Genomic DNA, 25957 nt, shown 5'->3' on the forward strand with positions numbered 1-25957 from the left:
GTATCACCCCGAACAGGAATGTCGAGACGGGCAAAATTCGAAAACGGGGGACAATCGGGCCGGAGAACGCCGCTCAACGGGCAAGGGCGAGATGAGATTGGGGAGAAAATGTCTCCGGCAATCCCGTTTCCCCATCGCCGCGCAGCAGTCCCTCCATGAGCTGTGCCGCGACCACATGGGCGATCCCGAAGCTGACCTTGAATCCGCCCGTCAGCACGCTGAGGCGGGGGAATTCGGCAAGTCGTCCCACCATGGGATCCCGGCCGATGGCCTTCGGTCGCAGACCCGCCCAGCGCTCGATCACGGGTGCGTCCCGCAAGGCCGGCATCAGGGCCCGCGCATCGCGGATCAGCTGATCGAGCTGGTCGTCGGTGGAGAAGGCTTCGCCGAACCGGTTCTCGCTTGTGCTGCCGATGGCCACCCGGCCGCCTTCATGCGGCACGATATAGAGACCGTCCAGATAGACGATCGGCATCTCCTCCGGCAGATCGGCTTCAAGCAGCGCGGATTGCCCTTTCACCGGCACGACCGCCGGCTTTGCGAAAGGCCCGTAGATGCCCTCCAGAAGAACGCCGGTCTGGTAGCCTGCCGCCAGGATGACCTGTCCGCAGGCCAGCGCGGAGCCATCGGAAAGCATCGCCTCTCCGGTATGCGGATCAAGCCGCATCAAATCCGTATGTTCCAGGATGGTTGCCCGGCCGGTCTGCCGAAGCGCCGCCGCAAGAACCGCCGTCAGACCGCGCGGATTGACCCGTGCCGAGAAATCTTCCTCGACGATCCCCGCCGCAAGCGCCTCTCCGTCGAGCAGACCCGATGCAAAATCGCGCTCCCGCCACCGCCAGGAAAAGCGCCGGTCGCCCGCCAGCCAGTGCGACGTGGCATCGGCCTCATGGCCATGGGCGATCTCGGCAAGATGCGGCTTCGGCAGGGGGATCAGCCGCCCGCACCGACGATAGCCGGCGGAAAGGCCGGTATCGGCCTCCAGCGCCCGCACGGCGTGCTCAAGCGAAAGGAGCGCATCGAACTGGAACTGTTTCTTGGGGTTCCAGCGATCCGGCATATGCGGCATCAGCGCGCCGAGCAGTCCGCCGCTTGCTCCCCTTGCAAGCGCGCCGGCATCGAGGAGGGTCACATCCATTCCGGCCCGGGCCGCATGCAGGGCCGCCCATAGCCCCATGATCCCGCCGCCGATGACGAGGAGATCCCTGACCGGTTTGGCAGGGGACGATTGACGCCCGCGCCCGTCGGCATTATCGCCAGTCACCATGACCGATACTCCCGCTGATCCCAGCCATGAACGCCTCGACTGGCGCGAGGGCGATATGCCCTATAGCGAAGCCTTTGGCGACCATTTTTATTGCCAGACCGATGGCCGGCTCGAATGCGGCCATGTCTTTCTGGCCGGCAACGGCCTGCCCGAGCGCTGGCACGGTTGCACCTCATTCGAGATCGGCGAACTGGGCTTCGGCACGGCGCTGAATTTCTGCGAGACGTTCCGGCAGTGGAAAGAGGTGCGACGGGCCACCGGCCACCTGACCTTTACCTCCTTTGAGCTTTTCCCCATGCAGCGGGCCGATATCGACCGCGCCCTGTCCCGCTGGCCCGAAATCGATGCGGAGCGCCAGGCGCTGACTGCCCTCTGGCCGGACCAGCCGCAGGGTATCGTAGAGCTCGATCTCGATGCACAAACCCGGCTGCGCGTCGTCTGCGGCAAGGCGCTCGATGGCGTACAGGCCGAGCGCCGCCTGTTCGACGCCTGGTTCCTGGATGGCTTCGCGCCCTCGCGGAACGGCGAAATGTGGTCGGAAGCGCTGATGCGCGCCGTTTTCGCCCATACGGTTCCGGGCGGCACCTTTGCCACCTATGCCGCAGCGGGCTTCGTGCGCCGCAACCTCATCGGCGCGGGCTTTGCGGTGCAGAAACGCAAGGGTTTTGCCGGCAAGCGCGAGATGCTCTGCGGCGTCAGGCCGGCCTGACGGCGACAGCCGGCTCTTTCAGCCAGCGGGAAAGCTTCTCTTCCAAAGCCTCGGGGCTGATGGGCTTGGCAAGGTAGTCATCCATTCCGTGCGAGAGGCAAAGCTCCCGGCCCGAAGGCGTATCATGGGCGGTCACCGCAATGATGGCGACAGGCGCCATATCGGCCACCCGTTCCATGTGCCGGATCCGGCGCGTGGCCTCAAGGCCATCCATGACCGGCATGGAAATATCCATGAGAATCACATCCGGCTGATGCTGTTTCCAGAGGCGCACGGCTTCCTCGCCATTCGCCGCCAGTGCATAGGGATGACCGGCAGCCTCGAGAATTTGCGAGAACACGAAGGCGTTTACCTCATTGTCCTCCGCCACCACGATACTGACCTTTTCCGGCACGGTTTCCCCCTTGTCGGGCGATGTCTGCGGAGAGGCCACAAGGCTTTTCAGGGCCTCGCTCCGGGCGGGCGGATTTCCTGACGCCGGCACGCTTTCCCGCTGACGCGACAGGTGCACGCGCAGAACATCGATGATCGTGTTGCGCAGCACATTGGCGCGCACCGGTTTGGCCACCTGCGCGTCCGCCTGCACGGCTTCGGCCAGCGTCTGATCGGGATGGTCGATGGTCGAAAGCAGGATCACTGCAGGACCGGTCGGGCGATTGGCGCCCCTCAGCGCCTGTCCGAAGGTCAATGCGCCGCCATTGCGGATATGGCCGTCCAGAAGAACCGCATCCACCGTCAGGCCGGCCCGTTCGGCCGCATCCAGAATGAGATGCGCGGTCTCGACGTCTTCGGCCGCACAGCAATCGAAACCCCAGGAGCCCAGCTGATCGATCAGGATCGTCCTGTTGAGCGGGCTCTCGTCGAGAACCAGGATTCGAGCGCCCTGGACATTGGCCGGCAGCGGTCGCTTCAGATCGGCCGTTTCCACGACCGGCAGGGGCAGGTGCACGGTAAAGGTAGACCCGGCACCGGGCTGGCTTCTCGCTTCGATGCGACCGCCGAACAGCGCAACGAGGCCTGCCGTGATCGCCAGTCCGAGACCGGTTCCGTCGCTCGGCCGCTGCTCGGTCATGCTGCCGCGGGAAAACTTTTCGAAAATCGTCTCGAGCCGGGATGCATCGATCCCGATCCCCGTATCCTCGACGCTGACCGAAATCGTGGAGCGTCCGTCCGGCGCCGTCTCGGCGCGGAGTTCAACCAGCACATGCCCCTGTTCCGTGAATCGTATGGCATTGCTGACGAAGTTGGAGACGATCTGCCGGAACCGACCGGCATCGCCCACCACCTTGCGCGGCAAACCGGGATGCGCCCGGACCAGAAGATCCACATTCTTCTCGCTCGCCGCAGCGCTGTGCAACGCCGCCACATCCTCGACGGCCTCGAGAAGGTCGAACGCCTGGGGCTTCAGTTCCAGTTGCCCGCTGTCGATCTTCGAGAAATCCAGAATATCGTTGAAAACGGTGAGCAGCGTATTGGCGGATTTGGTGATGATTTCCGTGAACGTTCGCTGACGCGAATCCAGATGGGTCTTGGAAAGAAGCTCGGCCATGCCGAGAACGCCGTTGATCGGTGTCCGGATTTCGTGGCTCATATGGGCGAGAAAATCGGTCTTGGCCCGGTCTGCCGCCTCGCTCCGCGCGAGCAGCTTTTCCAGTTCCTCTTCCCGCTGCTTCATGTCGGTCAGGTCGTTGAGCACCACCAGGATTTGACCCTCGGCACTCAGCGTCGCCCGCATCTGTACCCAGCGCCGGCCATCGACCATGAAATTGGCTTTCAGCGAGCCCGCCTGGCGCATGCTCTCCTGCCAGTCGGCCGCCAGACGCAGGCCCTCTTCCGATGTGCCGAAATCGCCCCTTTCCAGACAATAGCGGAAGCAATCGTGCCAGGGGCGTCCCGCCTCGACCAGCTCGGGCGGCACGCACATGGTTTCGGCAGCGGCCCGGTTGGACAGCGTGATGATGCCGGCATCGATGACGAAAAGGCCTTGCGCCATGACCATGGCCGTGTCGCGCATGATCTGGCCGATGGTTTCCAGCTGCTTCTGCTGTTCCGTCAGCTCCCGTTCCTGCTCGCGAAGAGCGGTAATGTCACCGAAGGTCAGAAGCGTCTTGCCGCCGGTGAGATTGCGCGAAACGGCCACCACGGACCGGCCGCCTTCCACCCGAAATTCCACCGATGCTTCGCTTCCCCTCTCGAACAGCAGGGAAAGCTTTTCGGCGAGAGCCTCGCCCTCCGCCTCCGGCGCTCCCGCGCGGAAATAGATGAGTTCGATGGCGTGATGTACCGGTTGGCCGCATATCTCGCTATCCGGGGGAAGACCGCAGACCTTGAAGAAGGATTCGTTCACATAGTCGATGGCGAGATTATCGTTGAAGACCAGAACGCCCGCCGGAAGGCCGCACAGGATCCCGCTGAGATCGCGACTGAGGTCTTCCGCATGGGCCCGCGCATCGCGCAGCGCCTCTTCCCGGGCCTTGAGTTCGGAAATATCGATTACCGATCCGATCAGAAAAGGGTCGCCATTTTCCGTATGCACGCAACTTGTGCGGGACATCGCGGAAAATGTACGGCCGGAAGAATGGCTGAGCACCTCTTCCACCGTCGACACCAATCCGCTTTCCAGCACCATGGCATTGTTGGCATAGATGTCCTGGCCTTCCCGGCCATAGCTTTCGCATTCCGTGCGGCCGATCAGCTCACCCGGCTCGTGGCCGAACAATTCGCAGAAGGCCGCATTGGCAAAGACCATGCGGTGCTGCCTGTCCCGCGCAAAAACGGCAACGGGCAGCTCTTCGATCATCGACTGATAAAGCTCGTTGCGCGCCACATGATCGCGCAAAAGCAGCTCCTGCTGCTTCATGTCGGAAACGTCCAGCCGGACAAGGATCCGCATGCCATTGTCCAGCCGTCGATTGAGGCAGCGCAGCCAGCGCCCGTCACAGGCCAGTTCGGTCGTTTCCGTAAAATCCTGATCGAAGAAATCGAGCCGTGCATCGACCCAGGCCGCACGGGAACCCAGGCGGTGGGCGAGATCGGGGTAATGCTTCACGCCGAAATCATAGAGTCCCTCGAAGAAGGCCTGCAGCGTGAGGCCGGGCCGGAGGGAGCCCAGCGCCTCGCCATAAAGCCCCTCCATCCGGAGGTTCCTGTAAAGAAGCTGCCCCTCCGCATCGAAGACGGCGACGCCTACGTCGAGCATTTCGAGAGCATTTTCCACCGAACGCTTGAGGGCCGCCTCGACGCTTCGTGAAGCCTCGGTCTGCTCGCCTTGCCGCGCCGCGGCGTTCTCCACGAGGACCCGGCCATCGGCCGCAACGATCCGCACCGGCTCGGAAAGGGCATCGAGCCCCTTTCGGATGGCAGCCAGATCGGCAGCATTGCCCTGCGCGCGTTCCGGCATCTGGCCAAACAGATAGACATTGCCGTCTTCCGTGATGAAGCGTTCGATTTCAGCCAGTCCAAGCGAATGACCGTCGCGGGCCGTGACAACCATCGTCGCCTCGTCGCCGCCCGAGAGGGTCAACCGCTCCATATCTTCCCGCACCCGGTCGCGGTAGGACGGGAATACCCGCACCGTGCCGGGCAACAAACCGTGCAGTTTCAGATAGGCGTCATTGGCCGCCACATAGCGAAGCATGTGGTCCTTGATGAAGGCTGGCCTGTCCAGTTCCTGTATCCGCTGGCATGCCAACGCAAGCAAATCGGGCTTTGCCTGTGTCAAAATAGAGCGCTCCCGGGAGGCTTTATCCTCCCTGTCTGCCGGAAATACCATTGCCACGTTGACAATGCGTTAACCTTGCGTCGCTGTTTTGACGCCTCTGAGCCCGGGGTCGCTTCCGGAACATTCACTATCCCAAAGAAGTCAGCAACCTGTCGCAAATGATCAGGACGGCGCGCTTGGATTTCTGCCACAAATCCTGTCGAGGAAATTACAGCGAGTTATCCATGAGCGACATTTTGGCGACAGTCTCCACCTCTTCCGTCGAGAACACCGCAGGGTCCGGCAGAGCCCGGCGTGGCGGTGGCCGGGGTGGCGACCGGGTGCGCAAGGCGCCCGCGGCAACCTATCTGAACATCAAGAACACCCTGGCCCGGACCGAGCTTCTGACGCCCGAGGCGCTGGAGGACATCCACAATGCCTCGCTGCAGGTCTTGGAGGAGATCGGCGTCGACGTGATGCTCCCGGAAGCCCGCGAGATCATGAAGAGGGCCGGGGCGATCGTCACCGAGGGTTCGGAACGCGTGCGTTTCGACCGTGGCCTGATCCTGGAGATGATGGCCCATGCGCCGTCCGAATTCACCCTCCACAGCCGCAACCCGATGCGCAACGTGCAGATGGGCGGTAACAATCTGGTCTTCGCGCAGATCGCCAGCGCCCCCTTCGTGGCCGACCGGGAAGGGGGCCGTCGCGCCGGCAACCGGGACGATTTCCGCAAGCTGCTGAAGCTGATGCAGAGCTATGACGTGGTGCATGTGAACGGCGGCTATCCGGTCGAACCCATCGATATTCACGCTTCCGTGCGCCATCTCGAATGCCTGTCCGACATCGTGACGCTGACGGACAAGCCGTTCCACGCCTATTCTCTGGGCAAGCAGCGCAATATCGATGCGCTCGAGATCGCCCGCATCGCCCGCGGTATCACCGCCGAACAGATGGACAGCGAACCGTCGCTCTTCACCATCATCAACTCCAACTCGCCGCTGCGCCTCGACATACCGATGCTCCAGGGCATTATCGAGATGGCGAGCCGAAACCAGATCGTCGTGCTCACACCTTTCACGCTGGCAGGTGCCATGGCGCCGGTGACGGTGGCAGGGGCGCTGGTGCAACAGAATGCGGAGGCGCTCTGCGGCCTCTCCTTCGCGCAGATGGTGCGCAAGGGTGCGCCCGTGATCTATGGCGGCTTCACTTCCAACGTGGACATGAAGACGGGCGCCCCCGCCTTCGGCACACCGGAATACATGAAGGCGGTGATTGCCGGCGGTCAGCTCGCGCGCCGCTACGGCGTGCCCTACCGCACCTCGAACGTGAACGCGGCCAACACGCTGGATGCGCAGGCAGCCTATGAGTCCGCCCTCTCCCTCTGGGCCGTGACCCAGGGCGGCGGCAACTTCATCATGCATGCCGCCGGATGGAGCGAAGGCGGCCTGACCGCGTCCTTCGAAAAGTTCATCCTGGACGTCGACCTGCTGCAGATGGTCGCGGAATTCCTGAAGCCCATCGATGTCAGCGCCGACGCCCTCGGCCTCGACGCCATCCGCGATGTCGGTCCCGGCGGCCACTATTTCGGTACGCCGCATACGCTGGCGCGTTACGAAACCGCCTTCTACTCCCCGATCCTTTCCGACTGGCGGAATTTCGAGACCTGGACCGAGGCCGGCCGACCCACGACCTATGATCATGCGAACCGCATCTTCAAGCAGACGCTGGACCGCTATGAAGCGCCCCCGATCGATCCGGCCGTCGCCGAAGAGCTGGCAGCCTTCGTCGCCCGCCGCAAGGAAGAAGGCGGGGTCGCCACCGATTTCTAAGGCAACATCATAAACACTGAATATTCGAATGGACTGATTTCCCGTTTCGGACTAGCCTTCTTCCGTCGAATGCAGAAGCAGCAGCGCCGTGCCAGCGGCGCGACTTGGGCGAATGGGCGTCCCGGGCTGTGGCAGGGAGCCGCCCTGCATTCGAATGGAGGTCGATCCGATGCGCGAAAAGCCCATCACGATCACGCTGACCATACGGAAAACCCGCACGAGCTGGCAAATCTCCGTGCGGGTATCATTCCGAAAGTCAAATCAGTAAAAGGTGGCCGGGGCTCATCGCTCCGGCCATACTCCATATTAGGGCTTTCGAACCCAATTGCAAGCAGGACGTTCTTGGTGTCACGCCGACATTCAGGACGCCGCAAGATAATCCTCGAAGCTGCATCCCGGCCCTGCCTCGAACCGCGCGCCGGTCAGTGCGAGATCGGAGATTCGGTCAACTCGCAAATCCCGGAAGGTCTGCCTGAGCTCGCACCAGGCGGCAAGCAGCCAGATGGAGCCAAAGACACACAGACCGAGGGGGCGCACCACGCGTCTCGTCTCCTCTCCCTGTCCATCCTTGTAACCGATGGACAGGCAGCGATGCTCGGCGATGGCGGTGCGTATGGGCTCCAGCAGATGGGGCGGTTCCGATGAGGACGAGCGGAAGGCACGGATAGGCACCTGCCGCAGGCGCTCGCGATGGTCGGGCGGCAATCGCTCGGCCACTTTTTCGAAGGCCTCGCGCGCTGCCTGTCCCAGGCGGACATCACCAAGCATCCGCACCGCCCTGAGGCCAAAGGCCAAAGCTTCCAGCTGCTCGAAGGTAAAGGTCATCGGCGGAGCATCGAAATCCTCCCGCAGAAGATAGCCTACACCCCTCTCGCCATCGATGGGCGCTCCGGATGCCATGAGATGCTGCATGTCGCGATAGATGGTGCGCGGTGCCACCTCCATCCGCTCGGCAATTTCGGCAGCGGTCATCGCCCGACCGGTGGAGCGCATCAGCTGGATGATTCTGAAAAGACGGTCCGCGGGACGCACAAAAGGCACTCCTTGCCCAAGATTGTGGCCATAACCCTGTCAGGAGCAGTGTGATCAGGTCAAGAGGTCAACAACCTGAAGCAAGGAAGACCAATGACTGAAACCGTTCTGGAAATTGCCATCTGCAAGCTGAAGCCTGGACAGGCGAACACGGGCGCGCGGGACAAGGCCATGCAGGCCGTCAGGAATTATCCGGGCTTTGTCGGCTGGAAAGCCATGGAAGGCGTCGAGGACCCTCTGCTCATCGTGGACGTCGTGGAATGGCAAAGCCTTGCGCATGCCAGCGCGGCCGGCAAGAATGTCATGACGGATCCGGAATTCGCGGATTATATGGGCGCGATAGGCGAAGTGGTGATGATGCAGCACTTCAAGATCAAGTCGGCCATTTAAAAGGGCAGTACCCTCAGGGAGAAGCATGCTGGAGCCCGACCTTTCCTTCGATTTCGAGGCCGAACTCTGGCTCTACTCTGGCAAGGGCGCGTGGCATTTCATCACGCTCCCGATCGATATTGCCGATGCGATCAGGATGCTGTCCGGCCCACGTCGGGGTTTCGGTCAGCTGCGGGTGGCAGGTCGCATCGGTACGACGGCCTTTCGAACCAGCATCTTTCCGGATTCGAAAAGCGGCTCCTTCCTGCTTCCCGTGAAAGCGGATGTCAGAAGAAAGGAAGGCCTTGCCGCCGGAGACCCGGTCCGGGTCTCCCTGACGGTCAATTCCTGAACGGGCGGAACCTCAGTCCGCCCGCTTCCAGCCGGTCACCATGGCGCGGGCCAGGTTTTCCCGGTGTTCGAGACTGGCAAGGATTACACCTGCCACATGCAGGGCGATCAGGCCCAAGGTCGAATAGACGAGCACCTTGTGCGTGTCTTCCACCCATTCGATACCCCAATAGGCATCGGTCGTCATCATGTAGCCTGTCGTCACGATGCCGGAGATCATGAGGATCAGCAGGATGACCATAGCTCCGCCGGCTGGATTGTGGCCGACATAGCGCCTTGCCTTGAAGGAAAGGCTCTCTTTCAGAAAGACGAGGATCGTCGCCGGAGAGTAGAGGAAGTTGACGAAGCGCGCGTGGTGCGTGCCGATCAGACCCCAGATGATCCGGATGGCAATGAGGGCGGCAATGGCATAGCCCGACCAGATATGGGCGGATTTCCATTCGTCACCGGTGAAGAAGGAAAAGGTGAAGAGGGCTACCAGCGACCAGTGGAAGATCCGCACGAGCGGATCCCACACCTTGATCCGGCCGCCGCTCTGGCCGGGGAGTACCCGGCCTTCGGCAGACAGCTCAGTCATTATTCAGCCCCTTCGGCGCCGACCTGCTCGCCGGTTGCCGGGTTGAAGATCTGCTCGACCTTGTTGCCCTTGGCGTCGATGGCGTAGACTTCGTAGCAGCCGTTCTCGACCTTGACCTGGCGAACGTCGAGGCCCATGGCCTTGGCCTTTTCCTTCATGGCGTCTTCCGTCATCCACTTGTCCTTCGGCACATCGCAGCTCTTGCCTTCGTCTTCGGCGCGAACGGCACCGGCGGCAAATGCGGAAAGAAGGGCGGCGGCGAGTACGATTTTCTTCATGGGAGATGCTCCTAGCTGAACGGTCCGTGACACCGTGTCCGACCGTTGAGAAAGCTTTTAGCGGAACGGCCCTGAGCGATAACTGACGACAAATGTCAGGGAAATTTCAGTTTCGGCATGCTAGGTTTTGCCGATGCGTCACTCTTTCCCGACTTCCGCCCTCCTGGCCCTGCTTCTCGCGCTCGCAAGCGCGCCCGTCCATGCCGATGATGACGGCGACGAGGGAGAGACGCTCGACGCCGTGCACGAAGCGGTCGAAAAGGGCACGCTGAAACCGCTTCCCGAACTCAAGTCCATCGTCAGCGCCCGGTTTCCGGGCGAGATCGTGCGCATCGAGCCGCACCGCAAGCGCGGCATGATCACCTATGAATTCAAGGTGCTGCAAGAGGACGGCCGTCTGGTGGAGATAGAGATGGATGCTGCCAGCGGCCGCATCCTCGAAACCGAGAATGAATGATGCGCCTGCTTCTTGTCGAAGACGACCCCCTCATCGCCCGCGATCTCATCGCCCATCTGGAACGGGCCGGCTACATCGTTGCCCATGAGAAGGACGGCGAATCCGGCTGGTATGCGGGTGACAGCGAGGATTTCGCCGCCGCGATCCTGGATCTCGGCCTGCCGCTGATGGATGGCATGACCGTGCTCAAGCGCTGGCGCAAAGCCGGGCGGGATTTTCCCGTGCTCATCCTGACGGCCCGCGGCAATTGGGAAGAGCGCGTGGAAGGCATCGATGCGGGGGCCGACGACTATCTCGCCAAACCTTTCCAGGTGGCCGAAGTGCTGGCGCGGCTGCGCGCCATCCTGCGCCGCTCCGCCGGACAGGCCAATCCGGTTCTCTCCGCCGGCGAGCTGAAGCTTGATCCCCGCACCAAGGCGGTAACGGTGGCCGGCCTGCCTGTGGATCTCACGCCGCTCGAATATCGATGCCTTCATCACCTGATGCAGCATCGCGACCGTCATGTCACGCAACTGGAGCTGACCGAACAGCTCTACGCCCAGGATTTCGAGCGGGAGAGCAATTCGGTCGAGGTGCTCATCGGTCGCCTGCGCCGCAAGCTCGGCAAGGACCTGATCGAGACCCGCCGTGGCTACGGCTACAGGATCGCCCTTTCATGAGGTGGCTGTCCTCGATCCGCGGGCGTTTTCTGGTTCTCTCGGCGATGACGGTGGGGCTGGCGCTCGCGCTCACCTTTGCTCTGCTGGTCTCGCTCTTCTCGAGCAATATCCGAAAGCGCATCGATCTCGAGCTGACCAGCCATATCAACATGCTGGCCGGTGCCCTTTCCTTCGATGCCTCGGGCAGGCTGACAAGACCGAACGGTCCGGTCGATCCAAGGTTCGGCATCCCTTATGGCGGCCTCTACTGGCAGGTGGTGGACGACCGCAATAAACAGGTCATCCGCTCTGTTTCGCTTTTTGACACCTCGATGGACCTGCCCGACGACCTGCATACGGATGGAACGGTGCATCGCTATATTCTGCCCGGCCCTGAAGGTACCCAGCTGATCGTGCTGGAACGCTTGATCCGCATCGCCGCGCCGGAAGGCGAAAGGAGCGTGCGTATTGCCGTCGCCATTGACGAGAACACGCTGGAAGAGGCCAAAGCGGGCTTTGTCCGCGACATTCTTCCCGCACTGGCCGGCCTGGGACTCTTTCTCATCGGGGCCTCGATTGCCCAGCTCGCCTTCGGACTCAAGCCGCTTTCCTCCCTCAGCGAGGGCATAGACCGCATCCGCGAGCGCCGGGAATTGCGGCTGACCGGGGCATTCCCGACGGAATTCGGCAGTACGGTTCATGCGGTGAACCAGTTGCTCGAAACCCAAAGCGCCATGATCGAAAAGGCCCGCGCCCGGGCGGCCGATCTTGCCCATGGCCTGCGCACGCCGCTGACGGTCCTGTCCAACGACGCCCTGACCCTTCGCGAAAAAGGCGAGACGGAAATGGCCGACGAGCTCGATCATCTGGCCGGCACCATGCGCGCCCATGTGGAGCGCGAACTTGCTCTCTCCCGCATCGCCGCCCGTCCCGATCTGCGCCGGGGCGACAGCGCCATCGCCAAGCTCACCGGGGAAATCACCCGCACGCTGAAACGCACGCCTTCCGGCGAGCAGCTCGACATCACGACCGACGGCTCCGATACCCTGACATTGCCCGTCGATCCCGGCGATTTCCGCGAACTGGCCGGCAACCTGATCGAAAATGCCGTCAAATGGGCCCATTCGGCGGTCCGGATAAGCTGGGCATCCCAGGCAGGCGGGATCGTCTTTTCGGTCGAGGACGATGGACCGGGCGTGCCGGAAGCGGAACTCGCCAATCTCACCCGGCGCGGGTGGCGGCTGGACAATGCCAAGCCCGGGACCGGTCTCGGCCTGTCCATCGTGCGGGAGATCGCCGAGGTCTATGGCATCGCCTTCACCCTCTCCAACCGTCCGGAGGGCAGCGGTTTGCGGGCTGAACTGAAGTTTTCGGCCACCGAACCGGCCAATCGGCCAAGGACGGCTTGACTTTCCCGCAAGAAAGGGCCACATGCGGCTCGTGCTTACATCCCCAGGGCCGCCGCGTGAGCGTGCCGAGCGAAGCAGAGATCTTCGCCAAGGGAAAGAGGTGCCGGCCATTGGATGGCGCGGTCGCAATGACCGTCCCGCTGGGTCTGACTGAAACAGGCACCGAAAGCCACATATCCAACAAGACAAGTTCCCAAATCACGCGGGGTTCTTGACGCCACCTGATCCGCCCGGGCAATCCCGCCTTGGCGGCGGATCCTGTTGGCGCCCCGAAAGGTATTGAATTGACTGACTTTGCTTCGCTTGGCCTGTCGAGCCAGCTGCTTGAGACGCTTGCCCATAACGGCTTTGAAAAGCCCACCCCCATCCAGGCCCAGGCCATTCCGCTGGTTCTCGAAGGGCACGACCTGATCGGCCTCGCCCAGACCGGCACCGGCAAGACCGCGGCCTTCGGCCTGCCGATCATCGAAATGCTCCTTGCGGAGAACATCCGCGTCGATCACCGCACCTGCCGCACGCTGATCCTCGCCCCCACCCGCGAGCTGGTGAACCAGATCGCCACCAACCTGAAGCTCTTCGTGCGGCGCTCGCCGCTGAAGGTCGGCATCGTCGTCGGCGGCGTGTCGATCAACAAGCAGCAGGAACAGCTGACCCGCGGCGTGGACATTCTCGTCTCCACCCCCGGCCGCCTGCTCGACCTCATCGCCCGCCGGGCGATCTCGCTGCACAAGGTCACCCATCTCGTCCTCGACGAGGCCGACCAGATGCTCGACCTCGGGTTCATCCATGACCTGCGCAAGATCTCGAAGATGGTTCCGGCCAAGCGCCAGACCCTGCTCTTCTCGGCCACCATGCCGAAGGCGATTGCCGATCTCGCCGGTTCCTACCTCACCGATCCCAAGCGCGTGGAAGTCTCTCCCGCCGGCAAGGCTGCGGACAAGATCGAACAGTCGGTCTTCTTCGTCTCCGGCAAGAACGACAAGACCACCCTCCTCAAGGATCAGCTGAACGCCAATCCGGATGGCCGCGCCATCGTCTTCCTGCGCACCAAGCACGGCGCCGAGAAGCTGATGAAGCACCTCGACAGCGTCGGCTACAAGGCCGCCTCCATCCACGGCAACAAGAGCCAGGGCCAGCGCGAGCGTGCCCTCAAGGCCTTCAAGGACGGTGAAGTCAAGGTGCTGGTTGCGACCGACGTTGCCGCCCGCGGCATCGACATCCCGGCCGTCAGCCACGTCTACAATTACGACCTGCCGGAAGTGCCGGATGCCTATGTGCACCGCATCGGCCGTACCGCCCGTAACGGCCGCGACGGCCTTGCCATCGCCTTCTGCGCGCCGGACGAATATCGCCTGCTGCGCGACATCGAAAAGCTGATGGGCATTTCCATCGCCGTTGCCGGCGGCACGGCACCGGAAGGCCATGGCCCCTCAGTCAAGGACGGCCCGAAGAAGGGCGGCGCGCGCGGTCATCGTGGCCGTCGCGGCCCCGGTGAAGGTGGCGGCGAACGGCGCGAGCGTCCGGCAAGCTTCGTCGGCGGTCAGGCCGAGCGGGGCGAAGGCACCGGCGAGAAGCGGGCCCGCAAGCCGCATCGCGGCCAGGACGGCCAGCGCAGCGAACACCGCGCCGCCGACGGTCGTGGCGGTGAACGCTCCGAACGTCCCGCCGGCCACGGCCGCCCAGGCGGCAAGCCGCATCACCGCGGTCCGCGCCCGCAGGGCAAGCGCCCCGGCCAGGGTCAGGGCCAGCGCAGCCACGGCGGCGGCAATCGCCAGCGCGAAACGGCATAAGCAAACAAGAAACCGGCGGAAGGCAACTTCCGCCGGTTTTCTCTTAAGACGCCCACCTACTCACTACTCACTACTCACTACTCCCGCTCTTTCGCCTTCCGGTTCGTGAGATAGACGCCCATCACCACCACCAGCGCACCGGTCACGATTGCCGGCGTCAGCGGTTCGCCGAAGAACAGGGCTGCCTCGATGGCAACCAGCGGCGGCATGAGATAGACGAGCGAGGCGGCGCGGGACACCTGCCCCTGCCGGATCAGCATGAGCAACAGGCCGATTGCCCCCATGGAAAGGCCGATGACCGACCAGGCCATGGCCAGATTGATCGTCAGGCTGCCGTCATAATGCCATTCCCCGATAAAGATCGAGGCCGGAAAGAGTACGATGACCGCACCGACATATTGCAGGGTCGCGATCCAGCGAATATCGCCCGATTGCAGCCAGCGCTTCTGGTAAAGCGTGCCTGCCGTGACCGAAACCATGCCCAGCAGATTGACGACAAGCGGCAGCGCCTGATCGTGCAGCATGTTGAAATCGAGAGCAGCGAGCTTGGGCGAGATCGCAATCCCGATACCGACGAAACCGACCAGCAGCCCAAATCTCTGCAGCGCGGAAAGCCGTTCGCCGAGCAAGAAAGCCGCAGCGATGGCGGTCAACAGCGGTTGCATGCCCGCAATGATGCCCGAAAGACCGGCCGGAACGCCCTGTTCTATCGCCCACCACAGCGGCCCCAGATAAAGCCCGTGCAGGAAGACGCCCGATGCCATGGCGTTGAAGACAAGCCGTGGTTCCCGCGGAAACCGCGCACGCACCACCAGGCAGAAGGCCGCAAAGGCCGCCGCCGAAATCCCGAAGCGGATGAACAGGAAGAAGAGCGCGTCCGCATGAAAGGCCGCATATTTCGCGACGATCCAGCCGGAGGACCACAGGAGAACGAAAATCACCGGGACGAACCGGTTGAACATGGGAGGCTCCGGACAGGATGGGATGCGGGGTGGGCCCATTAGAGGCGCCTTCTTGTAGGCCCAAGCCGGAGACGAAGTCAAAGCCCTGTTTTCAGGCAGCCTGCCTGTTCCGAAGGCAGTCCCTGTCGGAAAATGCGGCAACCGCGGGTGGCGGCAAACCTCATGCGCACAGCATCGGCGAAACATTTTAAAGAAGCCGCTTGCATTGCCCGAAACAATGGCATTTGATGTTAAAAAAAGGGGAAATGAAGCGTTGGCATTCAATGAAATGATGAATGCGGACGGCCGTCCGCGACAACCATATGTTGATTATTACGACTGGTACGCGCAGCAAGATCCGGCCCTGCTCGCGGCAAAATCCAGAGAAGCGGAACACATCTTCCGCAAGACCGGCATCACCTTCAATGTCTACGGCCATGCGGAAAGCGCGGAAAAGCTGATCCCCTTCGACATCGTGCCGCGGATCATCTCCGGGAAGGAATGGCGGAGGCTGGCCCAGGGTATCGAGCAGCGCGTCGTGGCGCTGAACGCCTTTCTTTATGACATCTATCACAAGCAGGAAATCATCCGCGCGGGCCGCATTCCGCGCCAGCTCATCTCCAACAACGAGGCCTTCCTGCCCGAGATGATCGGCGTCCGCCCGCCGGGTGGCGTCTATACTCACATCGTCGGCACGGATATCGTTCGTACGGGCGAGAACGAGTTCTACGTGCTGGAAGACAATGCCCGCACGCCTTCCGGGGTCAGCTACATGCTGGAAAACCGGGAAACCATGCTGCAGATGTTCCCGGAACTTTTCCACCGCAACAAGGTGCAGCGGGTGGAGGATTATCCGTCTCTGCTGCGCCAGAGCCTGCAGTCGCTGGCGCCCCCCGGTTGCGATGGCACGCCGCGCGTGGCGATCCTCACGCCCGGCATCTATAACTCCGCCTATTACGAGCATTCCTTCCTTGCCGACATGATGGGCGTGGAGCTGGTGGAAGGATCGGACCTGCGCGTCATCGACGGCAAGGTGAAGATGCGCACCACCCGCGGCTATCAGGCGATCGACGTGCTCTACCGCCGCGTGGATGACGACTATCTCGATCCCCTCACCTTCAAGCCGGAAAGCGCGCTCGGCGTGCCCGGCATCATGGATGTCTACCGCGCCGGCAACATCACCATCGCCAACGCACCTGGCACCGGCATTTCCGACGACAAGGCCATCTATTCCTACATGCCTGAGATCGTGGAGTTCTACACGGGCCGCAAGGCGCTGCTCGAAAACGTGCCCACCTGGCGCTGCTCGGAGGCCGACAGCCTCGCCTATGTGCTCGATCATCTGGCGGAACTGGTGGTGAAGGAGGTGCATGGTTCCGGCGGTTACGGCATGCTGGTCGGCCCGGCCGCCTCAAAGGCGGAGCTCGATGACTTCCAGGCCAAGCTGCGGGCCCGGCCCGACAATTACATCGCACAGCCGACACTCGCCCTTTCCACCGTGCCCGTGCTGGTGGAAAGCGGGATTGCCCCCCGCCATGTGGATCTGAGGCCCTATGTGCTGGTCGGCGACAAGGTGAAGATCATCCCCGGCGGCTTGACCCGCGTGGCGCTGAAGGAAGGCTCTCTGGTGGTGAATTCCAGCCAGGGCGGCGGCACGAAGGACACCTGGGTGCTGGAGGACTGACATGCTCGGAAGAACGGCCGACGGGCTCTACTGGATGTTCCGCTATATCGAGCGGGCGGAAAACATTGCAAGACTGGTCGATGCGGGCCTGCGCGTGGCGCTCACCCGCAGCGGCGCGACCGACGACGACTGGGACGGCGTGCTGCAGAGTGCAGGCGTACGCGCCGCCTATGGCGCCCGTCACGACCGGCTGACCGCCGGGGATGCGGTGGATTTCCTGCTGCGTGACACATCGAACCCTTCCAGCGTGCTTGCCTGCATCGAGGCGGGCCGTAACAATGCCCGCATGGTGCGCACCGCCCTGACGCGCGACACCTGGGAAGCCACGAACGAATGCTGGATGGAGCTGAAGGCGGCCCTTTCGAAGCCGCTCAATGCCAAGCAACTGCCGGAAATCATCCACGCCATCAAGCAGCGCACGGGCCTGATCCGCGGCGCCTTCCACGGCTCCATGCTGCGCAACGAGATCTACCACTTTGCCAGCATCGGCACCTATACGGAGCGGGCCGACAATACGAGCCGCATCCTGGACGTAAAATATTACGTGCTGCTGCCCTCGGTCTCCTCGGTCGGCACATCGCTCGACAATGTGCAGTGGGAATCGATCCTGCGTTCCGTGTCCGCCCACCGCTCCTATGGCTGGGTCTATGACGGCGGCTATCACGCCGCCAATATCGCCGATTTCCTGATTCTCAACGTGCAGATGCCGCGCTCGCTCGCCCACTGCTATGAAAAGATCGTGGGCGATCTCCATCATCTGGCGGCGGATTACGGGCAGCGCCTGAAATGCCATCAGACCGCGGAAAGCATCTACGATACGCTGCGCAGCCGCAACATCCGCGACATCATCGATCAGGGCCTGCACGAGTTTCTGGAGGACTTCATCCGGCACAACAACCAGTTGGGCATCGAGATCAGCGAGGGCTACCGGTTCTACACCTGACGGGGAGCCGCAGCCGGAGAAAACACCATGCATCTGAAGATATCGCACAGCACCGGCTATCATTACGACATCCCGGTTCATTACGCGCTCCAGCGCCTGCGCCTGACGCCCCAGACCGGCCCCGGCCAGCGGGTGCTCAACTGGTCCGTGCGCATGGAAAATGCATCGCGGCAGGCCAGTTTCCTCGACCAGTTCGGCAACCGCACCGAACTCTGGTCCACCATGGAGGAACCGAAGGAAACGGTGATCATTGCCGAAGGCGAAGTGGAGACGGAGGATAAGGCCGGCGTGTTCGGCCCGCATCAAGGCTTCTGCCCGCTCTGGCTCTTCCAGCGCGAGACGCCGCTGACCACACCGGGCGAGCGCATCCGCGCCCTCGCATCGGAGATCGGGGCGGAGGGTGACGTGCTCGCCCGCATGCACCGGCTGATGGGGGCCCTCAGCGACGCCATTGCCTATCGCCCCGGCGAAACCCATGCGGAAACCACGGCGGAGGAGGCTCTCGCCAATGGCGTCGGCGTCTGCCAGGATCACGCGCATGCCTTCATCGCCGCCGCGCGGCTGCTGGATGTGCCGGCCCGCTACGTCTCCGGCTATCTCTTCATGGATGGCGTGGAACAACAGACGGCAAGCCACGCCTGGGCTGAAGCCCATGTGCCCGGCCTCGGCTGGGTCGGCTTCGACGCCGCCAACCGGATCTGTCCCGACGACCGCTATGTGCGGATCGCCTGCGGACTGGATTATCAGGGTGCGGCGCCGGTCTCCGGTCTGCGCCTCGGTTCGGCAAGCGAACATCTGCGGGTGGCGCTGACGGTCGAGGATCGGGCGCAAAGCCAGAGCCAGTCTCAAAGCCAGTCCTGACCTCTTTCGCCGGGGAAAGCCCGGCGCAAGCGGCATCGCCCATGCTGGCGCCCCGGTTCATGGAAGCGACCCCGCCCGATGCTGTTTGGCCGATCCCTGTTTGATTCCGTCCTCACCCGTCTGGAGGAGGAGACGCCCCCGCCCGAGGAACGCGAGGAGGAAAGCGCGCGCATCCGTGGCTTCACCTCCGGCTTCGTCGCGCCGGCCATGGAAGGCGTGTCGGTCAGCCTGCACCGGATCGACGACGCCTATCGAGACCTGGCCGCAGAAGCGGAGGCCGCGTTCCTTTCCGATCCGGAGCCCGTTTTCAACGACGGGGTGCAAGACCAGCCGCCGCCGCTTCCCGCCCATCTCGCCCGGCAACTGTCTGCCGAAATCGCCGAAGACCTCGGCCTTCGGCCCGATGACACGCTGGATATTCTGGCGGAACGGCGCCGGTTCTTCGCGCGATCCAACCATCCGGATATTGTTCACCCCGCGCATCGGGAGGCCGCGACATCCCGCATGACGACTGCCAATCTGCTCGTCGACCGGGCGATAGCCCGCATCGAAGCCAGCCGCAAACTCGGCCTTCTCTGACGCCGGGTTGAAACAGCCAGGGGTTTTTGCTATCGATTCGGCATCAATGGAGCCTATCGTGACGCTGTTTTACCATAACAGGAGCACCACCTTTGGCCCTGATCTTGCCCTGCAGATGCGTTTGCAGGGCTGACCAGAGACAACGCTGCTCATCAACACCGGTCAGCCTGACTGCCGTCGCATGCGGACATGTTCGCCATGCGCGGTTCCCTTGATTGCCGCCTCCCCTGCCTTTTTAAAGAGGCCGGCCCGCGGCTCATGCAGGTTCCTGATCCTATGTCTCTTGTCACCCTCAACTCTCTTGGCGTCACGCTCGGCGCGCCCCTGTTCCAGAAACTCGATCTCACCCTCCTGCCCGGCGAACGGCTGGGGCTCGTGGCGGCCAACGGTCGCGGCAAGTCTACCCTCCTCAATGTCATCGCCGGCCGGATGGAGCCCGGCGAAGGCACGATCACGAGGGCGCGGTCGCTCACCCTCTCCTACATGGAGCAGGATGTTCCCGCCCCTCTGATGTCCCTGCCGCTCCGCGATGCGGTGGCGGATGCGCTTCCCCCCGACCTCCGCGACTACGAACAATGGCGGGCCGAGATCGTGCTCGATGAAATAGGCGTGCCGGAAGACCTTCGCGACCGGCCGGTTGCAGAGCTCAGCGGCGGCTGGCAGCGGCTGGTGCTGATTGCCCGGCTGGCGCTCGCCGATGCCGACCTGATGCTGATGGACGAGCCCACCAACCATCTGGACCTCGCCAAGATCGTGCTGCTGGAACGCTGGCTGAACGGGCTCGCACCCGCGAAAGCGGTGGTGATTGCCAGCCACGACCGGGCCTTTCTCAACCGCGTCACCCGCCGCACCCTCTTCCTGCGCCATCCGGAAAGCCGGCTGTTTGCGCTCGCCTATTCCGAGGCACGGGAGGCGCTGGCGGAAGAAGACCTTGCCCGCGAACGCAAGTTCGAGAAGGACATGAAGACCGTCGAGCAGTTGCGCCGGCAGGCCGCCAAGCTCAACAATATCGGCATCAACTCGGGCAGTGACCTGCTGACGGTGAAAACCAAGCAGCTGCGCGAGCGCGCGCAGCGGATCGAGACCGAGGCGGAGGCGGCGCATCGCGATCGCAGCGCCGGACTGGTCGCCCTCGGCGGCAGCGAGGCGAACGCCCGCGTGCTCATCCGCATCGCGCCCTTCGAGGAACGTCTGCCCGACGGCACGCTTCTGTTCCGCAGCGGTCCGCTTTTCATCTGCCGCGGCGACCGGATCGTGCTGCTCGGCGAGAACGGAGCCGGAAAAAGCCGCTTCATGGCCCGAATCCTGCGCGCCATTGCCGGCGGCAGCGCCGACGAGGCGGTCATTCAGCCGACGCCTTCCCTGCAACCGGGATACATGGATCAGGCGCTTGCGTTGCTCGAGGGCGCCAGAACACCCATGGGCGCCATTGTCCGGCTGTTCTCGCTGGGAGAACAAAGGGCGCGAAGCCTCCTTGCGGGGGCCGGCATTGCCATCGAAAAGCAGGAAAAACCGCTCGACCGCCTCTCCGGAGGCCAGAAGGCACGGCTTGCCCTGCTGATGCTGCGGCTGACCGAGGCGAATTTTCTGCTGCTCGACGAACCCACCAATCATCTCGATATCGAAGGGCAGGAGAACCTCGCCGGTGAACTGGCCTCGGAAGGGCGCGCGGCGCTGCTCGTCTCCCACGACCGCACCTTCGTGCGCAGCGCCGGCAACCGGTTCTGGCTGATCGCCGGAAAGCGATTGCAGGAGGTGGAGACCCCGGAAGACTTCTTCCGCAGCCTCGGCGGCTAGCGGATCCTCCCTCAGACGTCCTTGCCGCCGGCTCCGTTATTGTCGGCGGCAGCCCCTTCCCTCGGGAAGCGGATGATCAGCACCAGCAGCGTATAGACGGTCAAGGCCCCCATGATGACCATGAAGAAGGGCGAGCCGAACACCAGTTCCACCACGAACCAGACAGCGCAGATCGCCACCACCAGCAGACGGACCCACAGGGGCCGGTAAAAAGGATGTTTGGGATCGATGATCTGCATGCTTTCCTCGCTTGACGCGCTCCATAAATATGGAATATTTATTCCGAAACAAGATTGAAACGGTTCTTTTGTTCCATCCTGTTGAGAGGCATTTCGAGGGCACCTTGAAGCCTGGAGTGCTTCATGGCAACCCTTTCGCGACCGCCCGGAGGAGGGCAAGGTCTGCATTTCGGAGAAAGACACGACGATGACGGTAAGATTTGGTCTTCTGGGTGCCGGACGTATCGGCAAGGTGCATGCAAAGGCCGTCAGCGGCAATCCGCAGGCAAAGCTCGTTGCGGTTGCCGATGCTTTCCCGGCTGCGGCGGAGGCGATTGCGTCCGCCTATGGCTGCGACGTGCGGACGATCGAGGCCATCGAAGCCGCAAAAGATATTGATGCAGTTGTCATCTGCACCCCGACGGACACCCATGCGGACCTGATCGAGCGCTTCGCCCGCGCCGGCAAGGCAATTTTCTGCGAAAAGCCTGTCGATCTCGACGCAGAGCGCGTCCGGGCCTGCCTGAAGGTGGTGAAGGAAACCAAGGCGAAGCTGATGGTTGGCTTCAACCGCCGTTTCGATCCGCATTTTGCGGCCGTCCGCAAGGTCATCGACGAAGGCAAGATCGGCACCGTGGAAATGGTCACCATTACCTCGCGCGATCCCGGTGCTCCGCCGATCGACTACATCAAGCGCTCCGGCGGCATTTTCCGCGACATGACGATCCATGATTTCGACATGGCCCGCTTCCTGCTCGGGGAAGAGCCGGTCTCCATCTCGGCCCACGCCGCCGTGCTGGTGGACAAGGCCATCGGCGAGGCCGGCGACTGGGATAGCGTCACCGTCATCCTCGAAACCGCTTCCGGCAAGCAGTGCGTGATCTCCAATTCCCGCCGCGCCACCTATGGCTACGACCAGCGCATAGAAGTGCATGGCTCCAAGGGCGTGGCGAGCGCGGAGAACCAGCGCCCCGTTTCCATCGAGGTCGCCAATGCCGAGGGCTATACCCGTCCGCCGCTGCATGATTTCTTCATGACCCGCTACACGGAAGCCTATGCGGCGGAAATCGAAAGCTTCATCGCCGCCATCGAGAAGGGTGCAACCATCACCCCGAACGGCGAGGATGGCCTGAAGGCCCTGGCCCTCGCCGATGCCGCTGTCCAGTCCGTCAAGGAAGGCCGCCGCATCAAGCTCGGCTGAAGCAGACGGCCTGTCGCCCGGAAGGCCGGACCCCGGTCCGGCCCTTCGCATATGGGCGTTGCTCCCAAAATGGGAACATGCTAGGATATGCCATGCGGATTATAGCGCGCAGCACGCTGGTTACCTTTCTGGACACCTTGAACGGGCAACGGGACCGCCAGGCCGTCGCAGCGTCATTGAATGCCTGGTTTCATGAAGTGTCCCGCGCCAAATGGCGAAGGGCATCGGACGTCAAACAGCATTTTGCGACGGCCAGCATCGTCTCGGCGGAGCGAGTGGTCTTCAATATCAAGGGAAATGACTATCGTCTGGTTGTCGCAGTCGACTATGAGCGATCCATTGTCTGGATAAAGTGGATTGGAACGCATGCAGATTATGACAAGATCGATGTGAGGGAAGTTCGTCATGAATGATGAAATTCGTCCCGTGCGGACTCCGCAGGAGCATGCGAACGCTCTGGAACAGATCGAAAGGCTCTGGGGAGCATCGCCGGGGACGCCGGAAGGCGACAGGCTTGATATCTGGGTGGCGCTGGTGGAAGCCTATGAGGCGCAGGCGTTTCCCATCGATTTTCCCGACCCTGTCGACGCCATTCTCTTTCGAATGGAACAGCAGGGCTTGTCGCGAGCAGACCTGGAACCCTTCATTGGCAACAGAGGACGCGTATCCGAAATTCTCAACCGCAAGCGGCATTTATCACTCGACATGATCCGGAAGCTGAGCGCAGGTCTTGGAATTCCCGTTGAAGTGCTTATCCGGCCGATGTCCCACGCGGCTTGATACCGTCTAGCTCGTCTGCTCCTGCGCTGTCGAAATGGCGGTACGGTCCATATAACCGAGCCCGACATCCAGATGGCCCGTGAAAACCAGCGCCGTTTCATCGAGGATGATATGGATTTCCGGAAGGCCTTCGCGACGGATCGCCCGGGATTGGGCCAGCCCCTCCTTCAGCCCGCGTTCCATCAGATCGTAGAAACGGACGCCCGGACCGGTGAAATAGACCGGCATCTTCTCGTTGAGGCTCTGCATGCGCCCGAGCCCCTGCCCCAGCGCCAGCCCCGCCTGGCGGAAGGCGAACTGGGCCTGCCTGTCGCCGCGGCGGGCGTTGGCCGCCAGCTTTTCCATCTCGACCAGCGGCACAAAGCGGGCCGGAATGCGGTCGGCCGGCACCTCGAAGGCCGTCCGGAGAATGCCGTAGAAGCCTGCCGTTGCCTCGATGCAGCCGATCGATCCGCACCGGCACAGACCGCCATTCGCCAGATGCAGCATGTGCCCGAAATCAGGCGCGACAACCTGGTATTCCCCGCCGGAATCGAGATGGGCAATGCCCAGTCCGATGCCGTGACCGAGCGAGAGGGCGCACAGCGCACGCGGGCGCGGCTCGGCCTTTTCGTCCGCGAGCCGCTCGACCATACGCGCCAGCGCACCGGCCACCAGCCTGGTCTCGTTGCTGAGCAGGATGTCAGGCTCAAGCCCCTGCCCCCGAATCGACCCGAAATCGATCGCGGCATCCCCGAAAACCGGCGACCAGAGCAGCACCGGCTCCACCGGATCGACCAACCCCTTGCTGGAAATGGAAACGACGCGGATATCCCCCAGAGCAAGGCCGGAGCGGGAGCAAAGCCGCTCGATGGTTGCCCGGAGGACGCGGGCAAAATCCGTGGCTTCCTCCTGCCCCCGCCGGGCTTCTTCCAGCCGATCGATAAGGGTTCCGCCGTAATCGACGAGCGAATGCTCCACCTGATCGGAAGAAATGCGCACCGCCACCAAGTAGCCGCTGCGCCGCCGCTGGGTGAAGGAGACCCGAGGACGCCCGCGGCCCGCCGGCGGCGCCTGCTCCTGCCGTTCGATCACGGCATAGCGTTCGAGATCCGCCGTGATCGCCGAAACCGTTGCCGACGACAGGCCGGTCCGGTCCGACAGCTCGGTATGCGAGAGCGGACCGTGCCGGCGCAGCTGCGCCAGCACCAGTGCGCTGTTTTGCTGGCGCACGATCTCCGTACTCGACTTCGCCAGCATGACCCAGCCTCTCTCCCTATGCCTTTCGACCCCGGACGAAGCCTCCTCCACAAGCCCTCGCCCTTTGTCAACGCCGATGAAAGAAGGGCTTGTTGACAGGGTCCAAAAACTCTGACATCTATTTTCTCGACTGTCGAGAAAAACATTTTTTCCGGCAGCAACCGAGAAAAGCCGGGCGTTGTGGGGAGGCCGCAATCACGGCAACCACCTGGGAGGACCCAAATGAAGAAACTGACCCTTGCGCTGACGAGCGCAGTTTTCGCCATGTCTGTTGCTGGCCATGCGCTGGCCAAGGACAAGGTCATCGGCGTGTCCTGGAAAATCTTCCAGGAAGAGCGCTGGAAGACGGACGAAGCCGTCATCAAGAAGATCGTCGAAGCCAATGGCGACAAGTATATTTCTGCTGACGCCCAGGGCTCCGCAGCAAAGCAGCTGACCGACGTCGAGTCGCTGATCTCGCAGGGCGCCAACGTGCTCCTGATCGTTCCCTACGATTCCGAAGCCATCCTGCCGGCCGTGCAGAAGGCCACGTCCGAAGGCATCCCGGTCATCGCCTATGACGTTCAGATCGAAGACCCGAACGTCCTCTACATGACCTTCGACAACGTCGGCGTCGGCCGCCTGATGGCGCAGGAAATGCTGAAGGTGAAGGACAAGGGCAACTTCGCCATCATCAACGGCGACAAGGGCGACCCGAACGCGTCGTTCCTGAACCGCGGCTTCAAGGAAGTGCTGAAGGACAAGCTCGATTCCGGCGACATCAAGATCGTCGGCGAAGCCTCGAGCGACGGCTGGAAGCCGGAAAACGCCCAGAAGAACATGGAGCAGATCCTGACCGCCAACAACAACGCGGTTGATGCCGTTCTCTCCGAGAACGACGGCATGGCCGGCGGTGTGGTTGCCGCTCTTGCTGCCCAGGGTCTCGCCGGCACCGTTCCGGTCACGGGTCAGGACGGCGACAAGGCTGCTCTGAACCGCGTTGCCCTCGGCACCCAGCTGGTATCGGTCTGGAAGGACAGCCGCAAGCTCGGCGAAGTGGCTGCCAACGCCGCTCTGATGCTGGCAGACGGCAAGGCCATGACCGACATCCCGAACGTCGGCAAGTTCAAGGATGGTGCAAAGGGCGTCGAGATGAACGCTGTTCTCCTGACCCCCGAAGCAATCACCAAGGACCGCCTGAAGGACGTTCTGGACGCCAACTGGATCGACAAGGCCACGCTCTGCGCCGGTGTCGACGCCAATGCGGTCGAAGTTTGCAAATAAGGCTCCGGGCTGAGGCCTGAGAGTGCCGACTGAAGACCGCGC

At 62.7% G+C, this 25957-nt stretch carries 26 protein-coding genes; 17 read left to right on the plus strand and 9 right to left on the minus strand.

What is annotated here, in order from left to right:
* Positions 1–73: 73 nt before the first annotated feature.
* Positions 74–1267, minus strand: coding sequence for an NAD(P)/FAD-dependent oxidoreductase (locus tag ACT54B_RS03050; protein ID WP_476042776.1), 1194 nt, complete (start codon positions 1265–1267; stop codon positions 74–76).
* On the opposite strand from ACT54B_RS03050, the gene mnmC2 reads away from it, so the two are divergent.
* On the plus strand, positions 1266–1976 hold the full coding sequence (gene mnmC2, locus ACT54B_RS03055) for a tRNA (5-methylaminomethyl-2-thiouridine)(34)-methyltransferase MnmC2 (RefSeq protein ID WP_476042777.1): 711 nt from the start codon (positions 1266–1268) through the stop codon (positions 1974–1976). The two genes, ACT54B_RS03050 and mnmC2, sit on opposite strands and share 2 nt — an antisense overlap.
* Here mnmC2 and ACT54B_RS03060 read toward each other — a convergent pair.
* Positions 1963–5697 carry a response regulator gene (locus ACT54B_RS03060; protein ID WP_476042778.1) on the minus strand — a complete coding sequence of 1245 codons (3735 nt, stop codon included), beginning with the start codon at positions 5695–5697 and terminating at the stop codon, positions 1963–1965. The genes mnmC2 and ACT54B_RS03060 overlap by 14 nt on opposite strands.
* A 224-nt stretch (positions 5698–5921) precedes the next feature.
* Here ACT54B_RS03060 and ACT54B_RS03065 point away from each other — a divergent pair, with 224 nt between their 5' ends.
* Entirely contained in the window at positions 5922–7508 is a 1587-nt protein-coding gene (locus ACT54B_RS03065) for a trimethylamine methyltransferase family protein (RefSeq protein WP_476042779.1), read from the plus strand.
* Positions 7509–7559: 51 nt separating this feature from the next.
* Here ACT54B_RS03065 and ACT54B_RS03070 read toward each other — a convergent pair whose 3' ends face one another.
* Both ACT54B_RS03070 and ACT54B_RS03075 read right to left on the minus strand, forming a co-directional pair.
* Positions 7560–7727: a hypothetical protein gene (locus tag ACT54B_RS03070; protein WP_476042781.1), complete on the minus strand. Its 168-nt coding sequence runs from the start codon at positions 7725–7727 to the stop codon at positions 7560–7562.
* 141 nt (positions 7728–7868) lie between these two features.
* Positions 7869–8540: a helix-turn-helix transcriptional regulator gene (locus ACT54B_RS03075; RefSeq protein WP_476042782.1), complete on the minus strand. Its 672-nt coding sequence runs from the start codon at positions 8538–8540 to the stop codon at positions 7869–7871.
* 93 nt (positions 8541–8633) lie between these two features.
* On the opposite strand from ACT54B_RS03075, the gene ACT54B_RS03080 reads away from it, so the two are divergent.
* Together ACT54B_RS03080 and ACT54B_RS03085 are read left to right on the plus strand one after the other, a co-directional pair.
* A complete protein-coding gene (locus ACT54B_RS03080) occupies positions 8634–8930 on the plus strand; it encodes a hypothetical protein (protein ID WP_476042784.1) in 297 nt (98 codons plus the stop codon).
* Positions 8931–8955: 25 nt separating this feature from the next.
* Positions 8956–9261: a DUF1905 domain-containing protein gene (locus tag ACT54B_RS03085; RefSeq protein WP_476042786.1), complete on the plus strand. Its 306-nt coding sequence runs from the start codon at positions 8956–8958 to the stop codon at positions 9259–9261.
* A 12-nt stretch (positions 9262–9273) separates the two neighbouring features.
* Here the strand turns inward: ACT54B_RS03085 and ACT54B_RS03090 are convergent, their stop codons facing one another.
* Both ACT54B_RS03090 and ACT54B_RS03095 read right to left on the minus strand, forming a co-directional pair.
* A complete protein-coding gene (locus tag ACT54B_RS03090) occupies positions 9274–9837 on the minus strand; it encodes a cytochrome b/b6 domain-containing protein (protein WP_476042788.1) in 564 nt (187 codons plus the stop codon).
* Positions 9837–10115, minus strand: coding sequence for a PepSY domain-containing protein (locus tag ACT54B_RS03095; RefSeq protein WP_476042789.1), 279 nt, complete (start codon positions 10113–10115; stop codon positions 9837–9839). Before ACT54B_RS03095 ends, ACT54B_RS03090 begins: the two co-directional genes overlap by 1 nt.
* Positions 10116–10248: 133 nt before the next feature.
* On the opposite strand from ACT54B_RS03095, the gene ACT54B_RS03100 reads away from it, so the two are divergent.
* The 4 genes from ACT54B_RS03100 to ACT54B_RS03115 all read left to right on the plus strand — a co-directional run bounded on the left by ACT54B_RS03100 (position 10249) and on the right by ACT54B_RS03115 (position 14409).
* Positions 10249–10572: a PepSY domain-containing protein gene (locus tag ACT54B_RS03100; RefSeq protein WP_476042791.1), complete on the plus strand. Its 324-nt coding sequence runs from the start codon at positions 10249–10251 to the stop codon at positions 10570–10572.
* Entirely contained in the window at positions 10572–11231 is a 660-nt protein-coding gene (locus ACT54B_RS03105; protein ID WP_476043487.1) for a response regulator transcription factor, read from the plus strand. Before ACT54B_RS03100 ends, ACT54B_RS03105 begins: the two co-directional genes overlap by 1 nt.
* On the plus strand, positions 11228–12619 hold the full coding sequence (locus ACT54B_RS03110) for a sensor histidine kinase (protein ID WP_476042793.1): 1392 nt from the start codon (positions 11228–11230) through the stop codon (positions 12617–12619). Before ACT54B_RS03105 ends, ACT54B_RS03110 begins: the two co-directional genes overlap by 4 nt.
* A gap of 284 nt (positions 12620–12903) precedes the next feature.
* On the plus strand, positions 12904–14409 hold the full coding sequence (locus ACT54B_RS03115) for a DEAD/DEAH box helicase (protein ID WP_476042794.1): 1506 nt from the start codon (positions 12904–12906) through the stop codon (positions 14407–14409).
* Between the two features lie 77 nt (positions 14410–14486).
* Here ACT54B_RS03115 and ACT54B_RS03120 read toward each other — a convergent pair whose 3' ends face one another.
* Positions 14487–15371, minus strand: a complete 885-nt coding sequence (locus ACT54B_RS03120) for a DMT family transporter (RefSeq protein ID WP_476042795.1) — start codon at positions 15369–15371, stop codon at positions 14487–14489.
* A gap of 268 nt (positions 15372–15639) precedes the next feature.
* On the opposite strand from ACT54B_RS03120, the gene ACT54B_RS03125 reads away from it, so the two are divergent.
* The 5 genes from ACT54B_RS03125 to ACT54B_RS03145 all read left to right on the plus strand — a co-directional run bounded on the left by ACT54B_RS03125 (position 15640) and on the right by ACT54B_RS03145 (position 21214).
* Positions 15640–17034 (plus strand): circularly permuted type 2 ATP-grasp protein, encoded by a 1395-nt coding sequence (locus ACT54B_RS03125; protein ID WP_476043488.1) that lies wholly within the window; start codon positions 15640–15642, stop codon positions 17032–17034.
* Position 17035: 1 nt separating this feature from the next.
* Positions 17036–17977, plus strand: coding sequence for an alpha-E domain-containing protein (locus ACT54B_RS03130; protein ID WP_476042796.1), 942 nt, complete (start codon positions 17036–17038; stop codon positions 17975–17977).
* A 27-nt stretch (positions 17978–18004) separates the two neighbouring features.
* Positions 18005–18838 (plus strand): transglutaminase family protein, encoded by an 834-nt coding sequence (locus ACT54B_RS03135; protein WP_476042797.1) that lies wholly within the window; start codon positions 18005–18007, stop codon positions 18836–18838.
* 78 nt (positions 18839–18916) lie between these two features.
* Positions 18917–19417 (plus strand): hypothetical protein, encoded by a 501-nt coding sequence (locus ACT54B_RS03140; protein WP_476042799.1) that lies wholly within the window; start codon positions 18917–18919, stop codon positions 19415–19417.
* A gap of 276 nt (positions 19418–19693) precedes the next feature.
* Complete coding sequence (locus ACT54B_RS03145; protein ID WP_476042800.1) at positions 19694–21214, plus strand: ABC-F family ATP-binding cassette domain-containing protein; 1521 nt, start codon at positions 19694–19696, stop codon at positions 21212–21214.
* 11 nt (positions 21215–21225) lie between these two features.
* Here the strand turns inward: ACT54B_RS03145 and ACT54B_RS03150 are convergent, their stop codons facing one another.
* On the minus strand, positions 21226–21453 hold the full coding sequence (locus tag ACT54B_RS03150) for a hypothetical protein (RefSeq protein ID WP_476042801.1): 228 nt from the start codon (positions 21451–21453) through the stop codon (positions 21226–21228).
* A gap of 187 nt (positions 21454–21640) precedes the next feature.
* On the opposite strand from ACT54B_RS03150, the gene iolG reads away from it, so the two are divergent.
* The 3 genes from iolG (at position 21641) to ACT54B_RS03165 (ending at position 23413) form a co-directional block, all read left to right on the plus strand.
* Positions 21641–22633, plus strand: coding sequence for an inositol 2-dehydrogenase (gene iolG, locus ACT54B_RS03155; RefSeq protein WP_476042803.1), 993 nt, complete (start codon positions 21641–21643; stop codon positions 22631–22633).
* Positions 22634–22725: 92 nt separating this feature from the next.
* Positions 22726–23046 carry a type II toxin-antitoxin system HigB family toxin gene (locus ACT54B_RS03160; protein ID WP_476042804.1) on the plus strand — a complete coding sequence of 107 codons (321 nt, stop codon included), beginning with the start codon at positions 22726–22728 and terminating at the stop codon, positions 23044–23046.
* Positions 23039–23413, plus strand: a complete 375-nt coding sequence (locus ACT54B_RS03165; protein WP_476042805.1) for a helix-turn-helix domain-containing protein — start codon at positions 23039–23041, stop codon at positions 23411–23413. The genes ACT54B_RS03160 and ACT54B_RS03165 overlap by 8 nt, the downstream gene beginning before the upstream one ends.
* Before the next feature lie 6 nt (positions 23414–23419).
* Here ACT54B_RS03165 and ACT54B_RS03170 read toward each other — a convergent pair whose 3' ends face one another.
* The gene (locus ACT54B_RS03170; protein WP_476042807.1) at positions 23420–24652 is read right to left on the minus strand and encodes an ROK family protein; all 1233 of its coding nucleotides are present in this window, start codon (positions 24650–24652) and stop codon (positions 23420–23422) included.
* Between the two features lie 222 nt (positions 24653–24874).
* Here ACT54B_RS03170 and ACT54B_RS03175 point away from each other — a divergent pair, with 222 nt between their 5' ends.
* Positions 24875–25915 (plus strand): substrate-binding domain-containing protein, encoded by a 1041-nt coding sequence (locus ACT54B_RS03175; RefSeq protein ID WP_476042809.1) that lies wholly within the window; start codon positions 24875–24877, stop codon positions 25913–25915.
* The last annotated feature ends 42 nt before the right edge of the window (positions 25916–25957 follow it).

This window comes from Gellertiella sp. DMC107, from assembly GCF_056313605.1.

Excerpts from the sequence above, each read along its gene's own strand:
- ACT54B_RS03080 (WP_476042784.1), top strand. The coding sequence starts at position 8,634 with ATGACTGAAACCGTTCTGGAAATTGCCATCTGCAAGCTGAAGCCTGGA.
- ACT54B_RS03150 (WP_476042801.1), bottom strand. The coding sequence starts at position 21,453 with ATGCAGATCATCGATCCCAAACATCCTTTTTACCGGCCCCTGTGGGTC.
- ACT54B_RS03170 (WP_476042807.1), bottom strand. The coding sequence starts at position 24,652 with ATGCTGGCGAAGTCGAGTACGGAGATCGTGCGCCAGCAAAACAGCGCA.
- ACT54B_RS03120 (WP_476042795.1), bottom strand. The coding sequence starts at position 15,371 with ATGTTCAACCGGTTCGTCCCGGTGATTTTCGTTCTCCTGTGGTCCTCC.
- ACT54B_RS03140 (WP_476042799.1), top strand. The coding sequence starts at position 18,917 with ATGCTGTTTGGCCGATCCCTGTTTGATTCCGTCCTCACCCGTCTGGAG.
- ACT54B_RS03145 (WP_476042800.1), top strand. The coding sequence starts at position 19,694 with ATGTCTCTTGTCACCCTCAACTCTCTTGGCGTCACGCTCGGCGCGCCC.
- ACT54B_RS03095 (WP_476042789.1), bottom strand. The coding sequence starts at position 10,115 with ATGAAGAAAATCGTACTCGCCGCCGCCCTTCTTTCCGCATTTGCCGCC.
- ACT54B_RS03135 (WP_476042797.1), top strand. The coding sequence starts at position 18,005 with ATGCATCTGAAGATATCGCACAGCACCGGCTATCATTACGACATCCCG.
- ACT54B_RS03110 (WP_476042793.1), top strand. The coding sequence starts at position 11,228 with ATGAGGTGGCTGTCCTCGATCCGCGGGCGTTTTCTGGTTCTCTCGGCG.
- ACT54B_RS03050 (WP_476042776.1), bottom strand. The coding sequence starts at position 1,267 with ATGGTGACTGGCGATAATGCCGACGGGCGCGGGCGTCAATCGTCCCCT.
- ACT54B_RS03125 (WP_476043488.1), top strand. The coding sequence starts at position 15,640 with ATGATGAATGCGGACGGCCGTCCGCGACAACCATATGTTGATTATTAC.
- ACT54B_RS03175 (WP_476042809.1), top strand. The coding sequence starts at position 24,875 with ATGAAGAAACTGACCCTTGCGCTGACGAGCGCAGTTTTCGCCATGTCT.
- ACT54B_RS03100 (WP_476042791.1), top strand. The coding sequence starts at position 10,249 with ATGCGTCACTCTTTCCCGACTTCCGCCCTCCTGGCCCTGCTTCTCGCG.
- ACT54B_RS03065 (WP_476042779.1), top strand. The coding sequence starts at position 5,922 with ATGAGCGACATTTTGGCGACAGTCTCCACCTCTTCCGTCGAGAACACC.
- ACT54B_RS03090 (WP_476042788.1), bottom strand. The coding sequence starts at position 9,837 with ATGACTGAGCTGTCTGCCGAAGGCCGGGTACTCCCCGGCCAGAGCGGC.
- ACT54B_RS03105 (WP_476043487.1), top strand. The coding sequence starts at position 10,572 with ATGCGCCTGCTTCTTGTCGAAGACGACCCCCTCATCGCCCGCGATCTC.
- ACT54B_RS03085 (WP_476042786.1), top strand. The coding sequence starts at position 8,956 with ATGCTGGAGCCCGACCTTTCCTTCGATTTCGAGGCCGAACTCTGGCTC.
- ACT54B_RS03160 (WP_476042804.1), top strand. The coding sequence starts at position 22,726 with ATGCGGATTATAGCGCGCAGCACGCTGGTTACCTTTCTGGACACCTTG.
- ACT54B_RS03165 (WP_476042805.1), top strand. The coding sequence starts at position 23,039 with ATGAATGATGAAATTCGTCCCGTGCGGACTCCGCAGGAGCATGCGAAC.
- iolG (WP_476042803.1), top strand. The coding sequence starts at position 21,641 with ATGACGGTAAGATTTGGTCTTCTGGGTGCCGGACGTATCGGCAAGGTG.
- ACT54B_RS03130 (WP_476042796.1), top strand. The coding sequence starts at position 17,036 with ATGCTCGGAAGAACGGCCGACGGGCTCTACTGGATGTTCCGCTATATC.
- mnmC2 (WP_476042777.1), top strand. The coding sequence starts at position 1,266 with ATGACCGATACTCCCGCTGATCCCAGCCATGAACGCCTCGACTGGCGC.